General features: G+C 72.9%; 16 protein-coding genes. 5 read left to right on the forward strand and 11 right to left on the reverse strand.

Translation table 11 applies throughout. From position 1 onward, the window contains the following. The first annotated feature begins 42 nt into the window (after positions 1–42). Together LUZ64_RS15625 and LUZ64_RS15630 are read left to right on the forward strand one after the other, a co-directional pair. Positions 43–1,500 carry a zinc-dependent metalloprotease gene (locus LUZ64_RS15625; RefSeq protein ID WP_095584050.1) on the forward strand — a complete coding sequence of 486 codons (1,458 nt, stop codon included), beginning with the start codon at positions 43–45 and terminating at the stop codon, positions 1,498–1,500. Further along, the gene (locus tag LUZ64_RS15630) at positions 1,497–2,018 is read left to right on the forward strand and encodes an NUDIX hydrolase (protein WP_095584049.1); all 522 of its coding nucleotides are present in this window, start codon (positions 1,497–1,499) and stop codon (positions 2,016–2,018) included. The genes LUZ64_RS15625 and LUZ64_RS15630 overlap by 4 nt, the downstream gene beginning before the upstream one ends. A gap of 89 nt (positions 2,019–2,107) precedes the next feature. Here the strand turns inward: LUZ64_RS15630 and LUZ64_RS15635 are convergent, their stop codons facing one another. From LUZ64_RS15635 to LUZ64_RS15650, 4 genes are all read right to left on the reverse strand, one after another. Continuing rightward, positions 2,108–2,866 (reverse strand): AIM24 family protein, encoded by a 759-nt coding sequence (locus tag LUZ64_RS15635; RefSeq protein WP_095584048.1) that lies wholly within the window; start codon positions 2,864–2,866, stop codon positions 2,108–2,110. A gap of 17 nt (positions 2,867–2,883) precedes the next feature. Continuing rightward, positions 2,884–3,567 carry an AIM24 family protein gene (locus LUZ64_RS15640; protein WP_095584070.1) on the reverse strand — a complete coding sequence of 228 codons (684 nt, stop codon included), beginning with the start codon at positions 3,565–3,567 and terminating at the stop codon, positions 2,884–2,886. Positions 3,568–3,584: 17 nt separating this feature from the next. Further along, positions 3,585–5,330, reverse strand: a complete 1,746-nt coding sequence (locus LUZ64_RS15645; protein WP_232390247.1) for a TerD family protein — start codon at positions 5,328–5,330, stop codon at positions 3,585–3,587. Positions 5,331–5,449: 119 nt separating this feature from the next. Further along, positions 5,450–6,046 (reverse strand): M48 metallopeptidase family protein, encoded by a 597-nt coding sequence (locus LUZ64_RS15650; RefSeq protein ID WP_095582199.1) that lies wholly within the window; start codon positions 6,044–6,046, stop codon positions 5,450–5,452. Between the two features lie 249 nt (positions 6,047–6,295). On the opposite strand from LUZ64_RS15650, the gene LUZ64_RS15655 reads away from it, so the two are divergent. Together LUZ64_RS15655 and LUZ64_RS15660 are read left to right on the forward strand one after the other, a co-directional pair. Beyond that, positions 6,296–7,435: a ThiF family adenylyltransferase gene (locus LUZ64_RS15655; protein WP_232390248.1), complete on the forward strand. Its 1,140-nt coding sequence runs from the start codon at positions 6,296–6,298 to the stop codon at positions 7,433–7,435. A 42-nt stretch (positions 7,436–7,477) separates the two neighbouring features. Beyond that, positions 7,478–8,842 (forward strand): ABC1 kinase family protein, encoded by a 1,365-nt coding sequence (locus LUZ64_RS15660; RefSeq protein WP_095578693.1) that lies wholly within the window; start codon positions 7,478–7,480, stop codon positions 8,840–8,842. Between the two features lie 18 nt (positions 8,843–8,860). On the opposite strand, the gene LUZ64_RS15665 is transcribed toward LUZ64_RS15660, so the two are convergent. The 5 genes from LUZ64_RS15665 to LUZ64_RS15685 form a co-directional block, all read right to left on the reverse strand. After that, positions 8,861–9,052, reverse strand: coding sequence for a hypothetical protein (locus LUZ64_RS15665; RefSeq protein ID WP_170116640.1), 192 nt, complete (start codon positions 9,050–9,052; stop codon positions 8,861–8,863). 161 nt (positions 9,053–9,213) lie between these two features. Next, positions 9,214–9,540 carry a putative WhiB-interacting protein gene (locus tag LUZ64_RS15670; RefSeq protein ID WP_095578691.1) on the reverse strand — a complete coding sequence of 109 codons (327 nt, stop codon included), beginning with the start codon at positions 9,538–9,540 and terminating at the stop codon, positions 9,214–9,216. Continuing rightward, on the reverse strand, positions 9,537–9,899 hold the full coding sequence (locus LUZ64_RS15675; RefSeq protein WP_095578690.1) for a WhiB family transcriptional regulator: 363 nt from the start codon (positions 9,897–9,899) through the stop codon (positions 9,537–9,539). The genes LUZ64_RS15670 and LUZ64_RS15675 overlap by 4 nt, the downstream gene beginning before the upstream one ends. A gap of 138 nt (positions 9,900–10,037) precedes the next feature. Then, positions 10,038–10,337 carry a hypothetical protein gene (locus LUZ64_RS15680; protein ID WP_095578689.1) on the reverse strand — a complete coding sequence of 100 codons (300 nt, stop codon included), beginning with the start codon at positions 10,335–10,337 and terminating at the stop codon, positions 10,038–10,040. Positions 10,338–10,480: 143 nt separating this feature from the next. Beyond that, positions 10,481–12,682, reverse strand: coding sequence for an ATP-dependent DNA helicase UvrD2 (locus LUZ64_RS15685; protein ID WP_232390249.1), 2,202 nt, complete (start codon positions 12,680–12,682; stop codon positions 10,481–10,483). 145 nt (positions 12,683–12,827) lie between these two features. Here LUZ64_RS15685 and LUZ64_RS15690 point away from each other — a divergent pair, with 145 nt between their 5' ends. Then, a complete protein-coding gene (locus tag LUZ64_RS15690) occupies positions 12,828–13,085 on the forward strand; it encodes a mycoredoxin (protein ID WP_087926380.1) in 258 nt (85 codons plus the stop codon). Between the two features lie 68 nt (positions 13,086–13,153). On the opposite strand, the gene nudC is transcribed toward LUZ64_RS15690, so the two are convergent. Together nudC and LUZ64_RS15700 are read right to left on the reverse strand one after the other, a co-directional pair. Continuing rightward, positions 13,154–14,101 carry an NAD(+) diphosphatase gene (nudC, locus tag LUZ64_RS15695; RefSeq protein ID WP_095578688.1) on the reverse strand — a complete coding sequence of 316 codons (948 nt, stop codon included), beginning with the start codon at positions 14,099–14,101 and terminating at the stop codon, positions 13,154–13,156. Between the two features lie 55 nt (positions 14,102–14,156). Further along, positions 14,157–15,557, reverse strand: a complete 1,401-nt coding sequence (locus LUZ64_RS15700; protein ID WP_095578687.1) for a dipeptidase — start codon at positions 15,555–15,557, stop codon at positions 14,157–14,159. Between the last annotated feature and the right edge of the window lie 7 nt (positions 15,558–15,564).

Genomic DNA, 15,564 nt, shown 5'->3' on the forward strand with positions numbered 1-15,564 from the left:
GCCGGTCCTGAAAGCCGGCGGCCCTACGAGCCGAGGAAACCCGTGAGTGACACCCCATTCGGATTCGGTCTTCCGCCGGAGGAGCCGGAGAACGGCGGCGACGGCAAGAAGACCCCCGGTGGCCAGGGCGGCCAGGGACCCGCGAATCCGTTCGGGTTCGGCGGGCCCGGCGGCGGGGACAACCCCTTCGCCGCGATGTTCGGGTCCTCGATGAACCCGGGCGACCTGGGCGCCGCCTTCCAGCAGCTGGGCCAGATGCTCTCCTACGAGGGCGGCCCGGTGAACTGGGACATGGCCAAGGACATCGCGCGCCAGACCGTCGCGCAGGGCACCGCCGACGGCACCAAGGACGCCAGCGTCACCGCCGGTGAGCGGTCCGCGGTCGAGGAGGCCGTCCGCCTGGCCGATCTCTGGCTGGACGGCGTGACGTCGCTGCCGTCGGGCTCGGGCACCGCCGTGGCCTGGAGCCGCGCCGAGTGGGTCGAGGCGACCCTCCCGGTGTGGAAGGACCTGGTGGACCCGGTCGCCGAGCGCGTCGGCGCGGCCATGGGCGATGTGCTGCCCGAGGAGATGCAGGCCATGGCGGGCCCGCTGATCGGCATGATGCGGTCCATGGGCGGCGCCATGTTCGGCACCCAGATCGGCCAGGCCGTCGGCGTTCTGGCGGGCGAGGTCGTGGGCTCCACGGACATCGGCCTGCCGCTCGGTCCGGCCGGCAAGGCCGCGCTGCTGCCGGTGAACATCGCGGCCCTCGGCTCGGGCCTCGGCGTCCCGCAGGACGAGGTCCGGCTGTACCTGGCCCTGCGCGAGGCCGCCCACCAGCGGCTCTTCGCCCATGTGCCGTGGCTGCGCTCGCACCTCTTCGGTGCCGTCGAGGGCTACGCCCGGGGCATCAAGGTCGACACCTCCAAGCTGGAGGACGTCGTCGGCCAGCTGGACCCGACGCACCCGGAGCAGCTCCAGGAGGCTCTCCAGCAGGGCATGTTCCAGCCGGAGGACACCCCGGCGCAGAAGGCCGCCCTGGCCCGCCTGGAGACCGCCCTGGCGCTCGTCGAGGGCTGGGTGGACGCGGTCGTGCACGCCGCCGCGGCCCCGCACCTGCCGTCGGCCGACGCGCTGCGCGAGACGCTGCGCCGCCGCCGCGCCTCGGGCGGCCCGGCGGAGCAGACCTTCGCCACCCTGATCGGCCTGGAGCTGCGCCCGCGCCGCCTGCGGGACGCCTCCCGGCTGTGGGCGTCGCTGACGGACGCGCGCGGCCTGGAGGGCCGGGACGCCCTCTGGGAGCACCCGGACATGCTGCCGACCGCCGGTGACCTCGACGACCCGGACGGCTTCGTCCACCGCGAGCACCTGGACTTCTCCGAGATCGACAAGATGCTCGGCGAGGCGGCGAGCGGCGGAGCGGCCAAGCCGGACCTGTCGAAGGACACCGGTAAGGACGCCGGTGAGGACACCGGTCCGGCGACCGGTGACGACAAGGACGGCGACGACAAGAAGTGAGCCTGCACGACGACGCGGTCCGGGTGCTGAGCGCGTACCCGGACCAGGAGGAGCTGCGCGGGCTCTATCTGGAGCACCTGGCGGCCCACCCTGACGGCATGGGGAAGCCCTGCACGGCCGGACACGTCACGGCGAGCGCGCTGGTGATCGATCCGGCGCGCGGGCAGGTGCTGCTCACGCTCCACCGCAAGCTGCGGATGTGGCTGCAGATGGGCGGCCACTGCGAGGCCGGTGACGCCACGGTGGAGGCCGCGGCCCTGCGGGAGGCGACGGAGGAGTCCGGCATCGCCGGCCTGACGCTGCTGCCGGGCGGCCCGGTGCGCCTGGACCGGCATCCGATCCCCTCGCCCTGCAACTGGCACCTGGACGTGCAGTACGCCGCGCTGGTGCCGGAGGGCGCCTCGGAGGCCATCAGCGACGAGTCGCTGGAGCTGCGCTGGTTCGCGTACGACGAGGTGGGCGAGGTCGCGGACGACTCCGTGGTCCAGCTGGTGAAGCGGACGCTGGCGCGCCTGTAGGGGCCCGCGCCCACAGGCAGCGGTAAGGGGCGGTCACCATGGGTGACCGCCCCTTACGCATGTCCTGGACGCGGCCTCGGGGCCGGGTGTCAGTTGGACCAGATGTTGCCCTGGTTGCGGCCGTGGGCGCCCTGCTGGCCGACGCCGTACTGGGCCATGAGCCCCTGGCCGATCTGCGCGCCCTGGGGCGGCAGCAGCTCGCTGGGCTGGACGAGCGCGTGGCCGTGGCCGGCGAAGCTCAGCTCCCAGCCCTCGCCCGTGCTGCCGCGCCGCCGCCACACGCCGGACGAGGACGTCTGCGCCTGCATGTTGACGCGCAGCGACGTCGACCAGGCGATGACGGCGTCCGCGTCGGCGCTGACGACCTTGTCCGGGGTGACCTGGAGCATCAGCGGCTGGCCGGAGGTCATCAGGGCGACCTTGCCCTGTCCGGTGATGTTGAGCTGGTGGGAGCCGGTGCCGGAGATCCCCTCGTGGCTGTCGACGGCGATGGTCTCCCAGTGCAGGGTGGAGTCCAGCGCGAGGACGTAGGCGCCGTCGACGGTCAGCCCGTCCCGGTCGACGTCGAGCACGTGGACGTACTGCGCGAGGTTGGCGAAGTAGACCGTCCCCTGCCCCGAGCAGCGCATCAGGTCCAGGCCCTCGCCGGTGCGGGAGCGGGAGTCGCGCTGGCCGCGCGTCTGGTACTCGCCGTCGAACTCGATCAGGCCCTGGTAGGCGACCATCGAGCCCTTACGGGCGAGGACGTCGTCGTGGCCGGTGAGCGAGACCCGCAGCAACTGCGGGTTCTGGAGGGCGTAGCGGTCCTGGGTCTGGGCCTCGGTGAAGCCGAAAAGCGGGCTCTGCATGGTGTCTTCGCTTCCCCTCAGCCCCGCGCCCGGAGCCGGTCTGTGCTGTCCTCGCTGGGCTGTACGACCACGAATCCCTCGCCGGAGAAGCCCAGTTGGTAGGCCTCGCCGCTGCCCCGGCCGATGAGCGAGGACGCCTTGAAGCTGCGCTTGCCCTTCATCCGGAGGTTGCCGGACCAGGCGACGAGCGCGTCGGGGTCGACGTAGGTCTCGTCCTCGCCGCGCCCGCAGTCCACGACGATCGGGGTGCCGCGGGAGGTCAGAGCCACCCATCCGGTGCCGCTGATACCGACGTTGAACAGGCCCTGCCCGGCGAACTTCGCCATGCCCTTGACGCGTTCCACGCCCCACTGGAGGTGGGAGTCGAAGGCGAGGATGTTGGTGCCGTTGACGGAGAGGGAGTCGCCGTTGAGCTGGAGGCAGACGACGTCGGCGCCGTAGTCCGCGAGGTAGAGCAGGCCGTCGCCGTGGCAGCGCATCAGCGGCAGGCCCTCGCCGGTGATCCACTGGGAGGCCATCTGCCGTACGGCAGGCGGGTTGGGGTCGTACTGGACGTAGCCCTCGTAGGCGACCATCGAGCCGCTGCGCGCGAAGACGTCGTGGCCCGTCTGGAGTGCCACCTTCAGCATGCTGCTGCCGTGGTTCTCCATGCGGGCGGTTACCGGGGTCGGGGCGTAGCCCTGGATCGGAGTCTGGTTCATGGTCATTGCGGGCTCCCTCAGACCTCGTAGGGCTGGACGACGACGAAATTGCCGGGGGCGCCACGGAACTGGAGGTTGACGGCCTCCCCGCTGTGGCCCGGGTAGGAGCTGCGACGCAGCCGCACCTGGCTGGAGACGATCACCTGGGCGCCGGCGGACCAGGCGACGACGGCGTTGCTGTCCGCGAAGGTGGTCGGGGTGACCGGCAGCACCACGGGGGTGCCGTGGGTCTTGACCACGACGGTGCCGTGGCCCTGGAACTGCATGGTGAACAGCGCGCCGCCGGGGATGCCGTGGCCCTCGATCCGGCGTACCTCGTGCTGGAGGGACTCGTCGAAGGCGAGCACGGACTCGGCGGAGACGCAGAGGGCGTCGCCCTGGAGCTCGATGGGGTGGACGTGCGCGGAGTTCTCCGCCAGGAAGACCTGTCCGCGCCCGGTGCAGCGCATCAGCTGCATCTCCTGGCCGGTGGCGTTGCCGACGATGCGGCCGGCGAAGCCCGCGCCCTTGTAGCCGAAGTCGACCTTGCCCTGGTAGAGCACCATGCTGCCCTGGCGGGCGAGCACGGGCTGCTGGTCGACGCCGAGGTCGACGCGGATGAGCTTGGGGTTCTGCGGCGTCCAGCGCTGTCCGGTGGGAACCTCGCGGTACTTCTCCAGGCCTGCCTGGACACCTGCGGCGCCCGGAGCGCCGTGGGCGGCGACGGGCTGACCGTACGAGGGCGCGGGCTGGCCCGGGAAGGGCTGCTGCGGTACCGGCTGCCCGTAAGGCTGAGGGGCTTGCTGGGGCGCCTGCGGGGGCTGACCGTAAGGCTGCTGGCCGTACGGGCCCGGCTGCTGCCGGCCGTACGGAGCGGGCTGGCCGGGCACGCCAGGGGGGCCGGGGGGCGGCGGGAACTGGCCGCCGGGGGGCGTTGTCTGGTCGGCGAAGTAGCCGGGCGGGGCGATGGGCGCGGCGAGGGTGGGCGCCACGTGCATCTGCGGCGGGGCGGCCGGGGGCGGGGTGCTGCCGGGCGGGGGCGGGAAGCCCTGGTGCGGCGGCGGGGTGGGGGCGGCCTGGTAGGCGGGGGCCGGCGGCGTCTGGAAGGAGGGGGCCGGTTCCGGGGCGGGCGGGGGTACGGGGGCGGCCGGGGCCGCGAAGGCCGGGGGCGGGCCCGACTGTGCCGGGGGCGCGAACGCGGGGGCGGCCCGGGCGGGCTCCGGAGGGGCCTGGAAGGCGGGGGTCTCCGGCTCCTCGTCCAGCACCTCGCCGCCGAAGTTCCGCAGCAGCGCCTCCAGCCCGCCGTCGAATCCCTGTCCGACCGCGGCGAACCGCCAGACGTCCTTCAGATAGAAGTCGCCGAGCATCACGGCGCGTTCCGTGCTGAATTCGGTGCCGGTGAAGGAATAGCGGGCGACTTCCTCGCCGCCCGCGACGATGCGCAGATAGCCGGGGCCGATCTGCGACATCTGTCCCGCGCCGTCGACCGTCGCCGTGAAGCTGAGCTTCCGTACCTGGGCGGGGATCTGGTCCAGGGTGACGCGGAAGGACTCGGTGTCACCGGCCTGCGCGCCGAGCTGCTGGATGGCACCCTCGGGCGACTTGGGCTGGTTGAAGAAGACGAAGTACCGGTCGTCGGAGAGCCGCTCCTGGGCGTCGAGGCCGAAGCAGCTGATGTCGAAGGTCAGGCCGGGGCCGGCGATCTGCACACCCACGTACAGATCGGTCCCCGCCGTCAGATCACTGATCTTGGCCTTGTGGCCGCGCTGGAATTCCCTGGCCATGCGTAACGACCGTCCCCCATCCGAACATGTGATGAATGCGTTGCGTCAGGCTAACGGTTACGCCTGTGCTTCTCGCATTCGTTCGGGGGCGTGGCGGGCCGCGCCCGGGCGTCGCGGAGTCATTCGCTCCGCGCGGCGGGCAGATGGGGCAGCCGGTCGGAGGCCGCCACCCCTTCGAGGTAGCCCCGGGCGCGCTCGGTGCGCGGATAGGCGTCCAGCAGCCGCCAGAAGTCCGGCCCGTGGCCGGGCACGAGCAAATGGGACAGCTCGTGGAGGAGGACGTAGTCCACGACGTACTCGGGCATGCCCTGGAGGCGGTGGGAGAGGCGGATGCTGCCCTCGGCCGGGGTGCACGAACCCCAGCGGGTGTTCTGATTGGTGACCCAGCGGACCGTCGCGGGGCGGGCCCGGCCGCCGAGGTACTGCTCCGACAGCCGCCCGGCCCGCTCGGCCAGCTCGGTGTCGCCCAGCATCCGCCGGCTCTCCTGGGCCGCGAGCTTGTCGAGCATCACCCGCACCCAGCGCTGCTCCTCGGCCTCGGACATCCGGGCCGGGATGAGCACGACGGTGCGGTCGGCCTCGCGGTACGCCGAGACCGTCCTGCGGCGCCGTGCGCTCCGTCTGACCTCCACCGCACCGGTGCCCGTGCCGCCGGTGAGCGGGCTCGGGGCGCTGCGCGGTGATCGTGCGGCACTGTGCAGGGGGTCGACGGGCACGGCCCCGACGTTACCCGCTGGCGAGGCGTGAAGTCCCGCCCATCGGTCGTTGTCGGGGCGAAAGAGCCGGAGAGCACCTGGCTTGTACGACTATCCGTCCGGGCCTGTGGACAACTTCGGGCGGCGTTCCGCCGGAAGGCCCATGCTGGGGGCCGGAACACAGAGGAACGACGGGGCACGGCGGGGAACGACCGGGCACGGCGGCATCAGGGGAACGACGGGAATCACGGGGAACGACGGGGGAATCTCATGCATCCGATGCTCAAGCCCGCGCTGCGGCGCGCCTGGCACAGCCGTGACACCGTGCAGTTCGGTGTGGCCCCGGCCCACGCGACGCGGGTGGGGCCGGTCGACACCGCGACGAGCAGCTTCCTCACGCTGCTCGACGGCACCCGGGGGCTGCCGCTGCTCCGTGAGCAGGGAAGGGCCGTCGGGCTGTCCGAGGGGCGGGTGGACGGTCTGGTGGAGCGGCTCACGCGGGCCGGGCTGCTCGACGATCCGCACGGGGGCGGCGAGCGCGCGGCGGCCGTGCGGGACCGGGGGCCGGCGCTGGAGCGGCTGCGGCCGGATCTGGCGTCCTTGTCCGTGCTGCACGCCGGCGCGGGGACGGCGATGGAGCTGATGGGTGCCCGGCAGGCGATGCGGGTGCAGGTGCGGGGCGCGGGCCGGGTGGGGGCGGCGGTGGCCGCGCTGCTGTCGGCGTCGGGCGTGGGCCGGGTCGATGTGCGGGACGGCGGCTGTGTGGAGCCGTGGGACGTGGCACCGGCCGGGGTGGGCGCCGAGCGGATCGGGGAGCGGCGGGACGCCGCGGCCCGGCGGGTGGTGCGGGAGGCGGCGCCGGGGCCCCGCCCCCGGGCCCGCGGGGGCGAGAGCGCGGAAGCGGAGCCTCCGCTGTCGCTGGTGGTGTGGGCTCCCCGGGACGGACTCGCCGCCTACGCCCCGGACCCGGAAGCGGCCCGTGAGCTGGTCGCGGCGGGCGTGCCCCATCTGTACGCGGGCGTGCTGGAGGCCACCGGTCTGGTGGGCCCGCTGGTGCTGCCGGGCGGGTCGGCGTGCGCCGGGTGCGTCGAGCTGGGGCGGGCCGAGCGGGACCCCGCCTGGCCCCGGATGCTCGCCCAGTGGCGGTCCGGCCGCGGGCCGGGGGTACCGTCTTGCGACATGGCACTGGCCACGGTGGTGGCGGGGCTCACCGTGGCGCGGGCGCTGGCCTTTCTCGACGGTGGGTCCCCGGCGGGCGCGGGGGTGCGGCTGGAGCTGGCGCTGCCGGGTCCGGCCTGGTCCCCGCGGCCCGTCGAGCCGCATCCGCGGTGCCCGTGCGGCGCGGCTGGATCTTCCGATTCGGTATACGCCTCGGCCGTGGGGGCACCGCACGGGACAATGAGCAGGTAACCGCCGTCCGCGGCGTGGCTGTTCAGCTAGTTGGAGGGGCGCATGTCTGATCTACCCCGCAAGGCGGTCACTCGTACCGCCAAGTTGGCCGCGCTGCCCTTGGGGTTCGCGGGGCGTACGGCGCTCGGCCTGGGGAAGCGCATCGGCGGCCGGTCGGCGGAGCTGATCGCGACGGAGCTTCAGCAGCGCACGGCGGAGCAGCTCTTCGCGACCTTGGGGCAGCTCAAGGGGGGTGCGATGAAGCTCGGCCAGGCGCTGTCGGTCTTCGAGTCGGCGCTCCCGGAGCAGATCGCCGGGCCCTATCGGGCGGCGCTGACCAAGCTCCAGGAGGCGGCGCCGCCGATGCCGGTGAAGTCGGTGCACGCGGCGCTGGCGGAGCGGCTCGGCGAGGACTGGCGGGATCTGTTCGAGGAGTTCGACGACCAGCCGGCGGCGGCCGCGTCGATCGGCCAGGTGCACCGGGCGGTCTGGCACGACGGGCGCGCGGTCGCGGTCAAGGTGCAGTATCCGGGGGCGGGCGAGGCCCTGCTGTCGGACCTCACCCAATTGAGCCGGTTCGCCCGGCTGCTGGGGCCGCTGATCCCGGGGATGGATATCAAGCCGCTGATCTCGGAGCTGCGGGACCGCGTCTCCGAGGAGCTGGACTACGGCCTGGAGGCCCGGGCCCAGAGCGCGCACGCCCGGGAGTTCGCGGGCGACCCCGATGTGACGGTGCCGGCCGTGGTGCACCAGAGCGATCAGGTGCTGGTCACGGAGTGGCTGGAGGGCGTGCCGCTGTCCGAGGTGATAGCGGAGGGCACGCCGGAGCAGCGGGACCGGGCCGGGCAGTTGCTGGCGCGCTTCCTCTTCTCGGGCGCGGCGCGCACGGGACTGCTGCACGCCGACCCGCACCCGGGCAACTTCCGGCTGCTGACGGGGGACGCCCCCGACGTGCCGCCGGAGAAGTGGCGGCTGGGCGTGCTGGACTTCGGCACGGTGGACCGCCTGCCGCAGGGCCTGCCGAAGGAGATCGGCACCGCCCTGCGGATGACCCTGGACGGCGCGGCCGACGAGGTCCACGAGCTGCTGAGAGCGGAGGGGTTCGTCAAGCCGGGCATCGAGCTGGAGCCCGGCGCGGTGCTGGATTACCTCCTGCCGATCATCGAGCCGGCTCAGGTGGCGGAGTTCACCTTCACCCGGGGCTGGATGCGCGCCCAGGCGACGCGGATCGCCGACCCCCGCTCCCCCGCGTACCAGCTGGCGCGGCAGCTCAATCTGCCGCCGGCGTATCTGCTGATACACCGGGTGACGACCAGCACCATCGGGGTGCTGTGCCAGCTGGGCGCGACCGTGCGGCTGCGGGAGGAGATGGAGGCGTGGGTGCCCGGGTTCGCGGCGGCCGACGAGAGTCAGGAGACACCGGCCTGACGGCCCGCGGGGCCGCCCTCACCACCAGGAGGAATCGAGTCGGCCCTCGATGGCTCTGATGTTGGCTCGGGCGCAGTCGTCGCAGAAGTAGCGGCGGCTGCCGTTCTCGACGGAGCAGGTCCAGGTCGGCGGCGTACCGTCGGCGGCGGTGCCACAGCGAGCGCACGTGATGGGCGTGGCGTTCTCGGTGGCCTCAGGGTCCAACTGCACTGATTCATGCGTCTTCTGGTCCACTCCCAGACGATATCCCCGCGAACGGGCCGGGAGGGCACAGACGCACCCAACGGCCTGCGGGGCCGGTCCGTTCGGACCGGCCCCGCAGGCTTGTTCGGTGGGAGACCGACGGGGCCCGGTGGGGTCCCGGCGGGGTCTCAGTGCATGACCGCCATGGCCAGAGCGCGGCGGGCGCGCATCGAGGCGCGCTCGGCGCGGCGCTGCATGCGGCGCGCGGCGGCCAGGCGGACGGCCCTGCGTTCGGACTCGGCCTCCCGGAGACGCTCGTGCATATGCGCACGAGCCAGGGCTTCTGGGATGAGTTGCATGTCACGGTTCCTGTTCTGGCGTGCCGTGGGCACACCGGAGGTGTTGCGGGAGAGGACTTCGGAGCCGAATGGCTCGGCGGCGGGGCGGTGCATCGTCGGATCCTGCTTCTTGGGGTCGTGCGTGGTGGGGCGGTCGATGGTGCCTAGGACGTTCATGCGGCGACCGGGTTCTTGCGCGGACGGCCACGGGGCCGCTTGCGGGCGACCACCACGCCCTGGACGAACAGCTCGCCGCCCCAGACGCCCCACGGCTCGCGGCGGTCCAGAGCTCCGGCGAGGCAGGCCTCGCGGAGCGGGCAGGTGCGGCACAGCGACTTGGCGTACTCGACGTCGGCCGGGGTCTCGGCGAAGAAGACCTCGGGGTCATAGCTGCGGCAGGGGACGGGGGTGCCCAGGTTCTCGATGGCGTCGTCGAGATCGGTGAGCGCGGTGAGGGGGGTCAAGGAGTCCTCCGTGGGGACAGGCGGCGGGATCAGGTCGGTCGCTACTGACGGGGTATGTGCCTTGAGCTGCACGGTTGTCTTTTCCTCGTCTGTGTGTGCCGGCTTGTGGCCGGGCTTTACGCCCCCCGTCCTGGCGAAGGGCAAACAAAAGGGCCGCGGATCCCGGTGTGGGTTCCGCGGCCCTGGAAGGTGCCGACCTGATCATGCCGATCAGGCTGGATCTCTCCAGGGTTCGAGCCCACGGAAGGCCCACATCGTGCTGTGCTGGTGCTGCGTGGATCCGGCGCCGGCGGTCGTCCTCGCTTCAAGGGCATAGGCCTGGGCCTGTGCCGATGCTGCTGCCGTTACCTTGGGCGCCTCGGTCGGTCGCTCATTGATCAGGGCAATACCGGCGTTGGACAGACCGGTGCCCTGGGACGGGAGCGCGAGAGAGCCGAAGGGGAAGCCGAGGGAACGGGTGGCGACGACCGGGCGATCGGTCATTTTGCTGATGGTGTTGAAGCTGATCATTGGTCTCCGCCTCCTCTCGGCGTCTTGGGGACCGGTCGAAACCAGTCCGGGTCGGCTCAGTACAGCACGGATCCACCGGAACTCGGAAGTACCGCTGTTCTCCGTGTTCGGAAGGCTATGGGTATGCCGTCCGCGTGCGCAAACTATTTTTCCGGAGAATCTTCCGAAGGGTCCTCGCCGGCGCACAGGGCCAGGACGTCGGCCCCGAAAGCGGCGAGCTTCCGTCCTCCCACACCTGAGATGCACGAGAGCTCCGATTCGGTTCCCGGCACGGCCTCGGCGATCGCGAGGAGGGTCTTGTCGGTGAAGACGCAGTAGGCGGGCTGGCCGAGCCGCTCGGCCTGTCCGGCACGCCAGTCGCGCAGCCGTTCGTAGAGCGCCTCGTCGAGGTCGGAGGGGCAGTCCTCGCAGCGCATCAGCTTGATCTCGCCCGCGTCGGTCAGCGTGCGCCCGCAGACCCGGCAGCGGGCGGGCCCGCGCCGCTTGCGGGCGGGCCGCTCGCCGCCGGGGACGCCGCCCGGGGCACCCGCGGCGGTGCTGCCGGACCGGGGGCCGCCGGCCGCGCGAGCGGCGGCGGAGCCCGGCCGCAGGCCGTTCAGGAAGCGGCTGGGGCGCCGGACGGGCCGGCCGCCAGGGGCGCGGGAGAGCGACCACGACAGGAAGAGGTGGGAGCGGGCCCGGGTCACGCCCACATAGAGCAGCCTGCGCTCCTCCTCGATCTGCTCGTCGGTCTTGGCGTAAGTGATCGGCATCATGCCCTCGGTGAGACCGACGAGGAAGACGGCGTCCCATTCGAGGCCCTTGGCCGCGTGAAGTGAGGCGAGAGTCACACCCTCGACGGTCGGCGCGTGCTGGGCGCTCGCCCGCTCGTCGAGCTCGGCGACCAGATCGGCGAGGGTGGCGTCGGGCCGGGCCCGGACGAAGTCCTCGGCGAGCCGCACCAGGGCCGCCAGGGACTCCCAGCGGTCCCGGACCGCGCCGGAGCCGACGGGCGGCTCGGGCTTCCAGCCGCGGGTGCCGAGCACGGCCCGCACCTGGGAGGGCACGTCGTCGGCACCGGCGAGCTGGGGGTCGGTGTGGCCGCCGGCCCGGGCGGCGCCCCGCAGCAGCAGCCCTGCCTCGCGGACCTCCGGGCGCTCGAAGAACCGCTCGGCGCCGCGCAGCTGATACGGCACCCCGAGGTCGGCGAGGGCCTGTTCGTAGACCTCCGACTGGGCGTTGATGCGGTAGAGGATCGCGATCTCGCTGGCGGGCACCCCGGAGTCGATGAGATCGCGGACCCGGCGGGCGGTGCCCTCGGCCTCGGCCGGTTCGTCGGCGCACTCGGCCCAGCCGGGCTCGGGGCCGGGGTCGCGCTGCGAGATCAGCTCCAGGCGGTGCTCGGCGGCCCGGCCGCGGGCCTGCGAGAGCAGGCCGTTGGCCAGGTGCACGACCTGGGGCGTGGAGCGGTAGTCCCGGACGAGCTTGACGACCGTGGCGCGCGGGTGGCGGGTGCGGAAGTTCAGCAGGTGGTCGGGGGTGGCACCGGTGAAGGAATAGATCGTCTGGCTGGCGTCGCCGACCACGCAGAGATTGTCCCGGTCGCCGAGCCACAGCTCCAGAAGCCGCTGCTGGAGCGGGCTGACGTCCTGGTACTCGTCGACCACGAAGTGCTGGTACTGGCGGCGGACGGTCTCGGCGATGTCGTGCCGGTCCTGGAGGACGCCGACGGTGAGCAGCAGGACGTCCTCGAAGTCGATCACGCCGCGGTCGCGCTTGAGCTGCTCGTACATCGCGTAGATCCGGCCGATCTCGGCGGGGTCGCGGGGGGCCTCCCGGCCGGCCTTGGCGGCGGCGGGGGCGTAGTCCTCGGGGACCGTCTGGGTGACCTTGGACCATTCGATCTCGCCCGTGACGTCCCGCAGCTCATTGCGGTCGAGGCGGACCCGGCAGCGGGCCGCGGCCTCGGCGACCAGCTGGACCTTCCGCTCGACCAGGCGCGGGACCTCGCCGCCGACGGCCTTGGGCCAGAAGTACTGGAGCTGGCGCAGGGCGGCGGAGTGGAACGTCCGGGCCTGGACGCCGCCCGCGCCGAGCTGGCGGAGCCGGCCGCGCATCTCGCCCGCGGCGCGGTTGGTGAAGGTGACGGCGAGCACACTGGAGGGCTGGAGCACCCCCGAGCGGACGCCGTAGGCGATGCGGTGGGTGATCGCGCGGGTCTTGCCCGTGCCGGCTCCGGCCAGCACGCACACCGGGCCGCTCAGGGCCGTCGCCACCGCGCGCTGCTCGGGGTCGAGCCCGTCGAGCACCGCGTCCGGGGAGTCCGGAACCGGCGGGAAGAGGGAGGAGTGCGTTGCTGCTGTCACTCCGCCATGCTGCCAGGTCCGCGGGGGCGACCGGGAATGTCGTCCACAGGCGGGACGAGCCGGTCGTACTAATGCGGGAATGGCTGGGGACGGGTGCACGTTCTACCACCGGAACAACACCCATCACCGAGGAGAGCGAGGGCGCATGTCGGGCACCGTGACGATGTACAGCACGACCTGGTGCGGTTACTGCCGGCGGCTGAAGAGCCAGCTGGACCGCGAGGGGATCGCGTACAACGAGATCAACATCGAGCACGACGCCGAGTCGGCGGCCTTCGTCGAGAAGGCGAACGACGGCAACCAGACGGTCCCGACGGTCCTGGTGACCCCGGTGGGCGGCGGCGCCTCGGTCACGATGACCAACCCGTCCCTGGCCCAGGTCAAGCAGGCGCTCGCGTCCTGACGCGCGCCACGGCCCTCAGGTGACCGCGGGGGCGCCGACTCCACGGAGTCGGCGCCCCCGCCGTCGTGTCAGCTCCAGGTCGGGCTCTGCGGCAGCGGCTCGCCGTACCAGAGCTCCAGCAGCCGGGCCGCGATGGAGATGCCCGTCGGCGGCAGCACCTCGCCCGAGGCGAAGGCCGTCCGCAGGTCGTCCCGCGAGAACCAGCGGGCCTCGTGGATCTCCTCGCCGTCCACCTGGATGTCGGAGGACGTGGCCCGCGCCATGAAGCCGAGCATCAGGCTGGACGGGAAGGGCCAGGGCTGGCTGGCGACGTACTCCACCTCGCCGACGACCACGCCCGCCTCCTCGGCGACCTCCCGGCGCACCGCCTGCTCGATGGACTCGCCCGGCTCCACGAAGCCCGCGAGCGTCGAGAAGCGGCCCTCCGGCCAGTGCATCTGCCGGCCGAGCAGCGCCCGGTCGGCGTCGTCCGTGACCAGCATGATCACGGCCGGGTCGGTGCGCGGGTAGTGCTCGGCGCCGCAGGCCGGGCAGCGGCGGATGTGGCCCGCCGCGGCCACCACCGTGCGCTCGCCGCAGCGCGAGCAGAAGCGGTGCAGCCGCTGCCAGTTCTCCAGCGCCACCGCGTGGACGAGCAGACCGGCGTCGCGCGGCGAGAGCAGCAGCCCCGCCTCGCGCAGCCCGGCGGGGCGCGCCGACTGGTCCATCCGGCCCGGCAGGGCGTCCTTCTGGAGGGCGAAGTAGGCGATGCCGTCCTCGTCCTCGCCCAGGAAGTAGCGGTGCGTCTCCGTCACCGGCGCCTCGAAGGCGGGGGTCATGACGAGCTCGGTGCGGCCGTCGGGGGTGTCGTCGATCAGCGCCTGCCCCCCGGAGACCACGAACACCCGCGTGGAGGGGTGGCTCCAGGCGGCGGCCAGCCACGCCTCGTCCAGGCGGTGGTGCGCGGCGCGGTCGATGCCGCTGTCGCCGCTGAGCGTGATGGGCCGGGCGGCGGCGAGATCGGTCCAGGTGGTCACGGCTGCTTCCAACTCCCCCTGCGAATGGTGGTGGTACGTCAAGGGCGGTGACGCGCTAACGGGCGCGCCCGGTCTCCGCGAGGTCGGCCCAGAGGTGGGCGGCGGTCTCGACGCCCTTCATGAGCAGGTCCAGCTCGACCTTCTCGTTCGGCGCGTGCCAGCCGTCCGAGGGCACCGAGATGCCCAGGAAGAGCACCGGGACGCCGAGCACGTCCTGGAGGTCGGCGGCGGGGCCCGCACCGCCTTCCCGGGTGAAGAGGATCTTCTGCTCGAAGGCGCGCTCCATCGACCGCACCACGGACTGGAGGTACGGGTGGTCGAGCGGGGTCAGGCAGGGGCGGGTGGCGCCCCAGAAGGTGATCTCGTGGCGGATGCCCTCCGGCAGGCGGTCGGCCACCCACTGGCGGACGGCCCGCTGCACTGCGTCGGCGTCCTGCCCGGCGACGAGCCGGAAGGACAGCTTCAGCTGGGCGCTGGACGGCACGATCGTCTTGCCGCCGGGGCCCTGGTAGCCGCCGCTCATGCCGTTGACCTCGGCGGTGGGGCGGGCCCAGATGCGCTCCAGGACGGTGCTGCCGGCCTCGCCGAGCGCGGCGTGCGAGTGGGCGGTGCGCAGCCAGCGCTTCTCGTCGAAGGGCAGCTGGGCGAAGAGCTCGCGCTCGTGATCGGTCAGCTCGACGACGCCGTCGTAGAAGCCCGGGATCGCGACGCGGCGGTCCTCGTCGTGCAGTCCGGCGACCAGCCGGGCGGCCTCGGTGGCCGGGTTGGGCACGGCGCCGCCGAAGGTGCCGGAGTGGATGTCCTGGTCCGGGCCGTAGAGGTCGATCTGGCAGTCGGTGAGGCCGCGCATGCCCGTGCAGACGGTCGGGGTGTCCTCGGACCACATGCCGGTGTCGGACACGATCACGGTGTCGCAGGCGAGGCGGTCGGCGTTCGCGCGGACGAGGTCGGCGAAGTGGGCCGAGCCCGACTCCTCCTCGCCCTCGATGAGCATCTTGAGGTTGACCGCGGGGGCCGTACGGCCGGTGACGGCCAGGTGGGCACGGACACCCAGCGTGTGGAAGAGGACCTGGCCCTTGTCGTCGGCCGCGCCGCGGCCGTACATCCGGCCGTCCTTGATCACGGGCTCGAAGGGCTCGGTGTGCCAGCCGTCCTCGCGGGCGGCGGGCTGGACGTCGTGGTGGCCGTAGACGAGCACGGTCGGAGCGTCGGGGTCGCCCGAGGGCCACTCGGCGAACACCGCCGGGGCGCCGCCGGTCTCCCAGATCTCGGCGGTCGGGAAGCCGGTCCCGGCCAGCTTGGCGACCAGCCACTCCGCGCTGCGGCGGACGTCGCCGGCGCGCGCGGGCTCGGCCGAGACGGACGGGATGCGGAGCCATTCGACGAGGTCGTCGAGGAAGGCGGCGCGGTGGCCCTCTATAAACGCGCGGACGGCGCTGTCCGGTGAGTCGCTCATGGCATCG

This window comes from Streptomyces albireticuli, assembly GCF_021228125.1.
GTDB lineage: Bacteria > Actinomycetota > Actinomycetes > Streptomycetales > Streptomycetaceae > Streptomyces > Streptomyces albireticuli.

Excerpts from the sequence above, each read along its gene's own strand:
- LUZ64_RS15660 (WP_095578693.1), top strand. The coding sequence starts at position 7,478 with ATGTCTGATCTACCCCGCAAGGCGGTCACTCGTACCGCCAAGTTGGCC.
- LUZ64_RS15700 (WP_095578687.1), bottom strand. The coding sequence starts at position 15,557 with ATGAGCGACTCACCGGACAGCGCCGTCCGCGCGTTTATAGAGGGCCAC.
- LUZ64_RS15655 (WP_232390248.1), top strand. The coding sequence starts at position 6,296 with ATGCATCCGATGCTCAAGCCCGCGCTGCGGCGCGCCTGGCACAGCCGT.
- LUZ64_RS15690 (WP_087926380.1), top strand. The coding sequence starts at position 12,828 with ATGTCGGGCACCGTGACGATGTACAGCACGACCTGGTGCGGTTACTGC.
- LUZ64_RS15670 (WP_095578691.1), bottom strand. The coding sequence starts at position 9,540 with ATGAACGTCCTAGGCACCATCGACCGCCCCACCACGCACGACCCCAAG.
- LUZ64_RS15645 (WP_232390247.1), bottom strand. The coding sequence starts at position 5,330 with ATGGCCAGGGAATTCCAGCGCGGCCACAAGGCCAAGATCAGTGATCTG.
- LUZ64_RS15680 (WP_095578689.1), bottom strand. The coding sequence starts at position 10,337 with ATGATCAGCTTCAACACCATCAGCAAAATGACCGATCGCCCGGTCGTC.
- LUZ64_RS15635 (WP_095584048.1), bottom strand. The coding sequence starts at position 2,866 with ATGCAGAGCCCGCTTTTCGGCTTCACCGAGGCCCAGACCCAGGACCGC.
- LUZ64_RS15640 (WP_095584070.1), bottom strand. The coding sequence starts at position 3,567 with ATGAACCAGACTCCGATCCAGGGCTACGCCCCGACCCCGGTAACCGCC.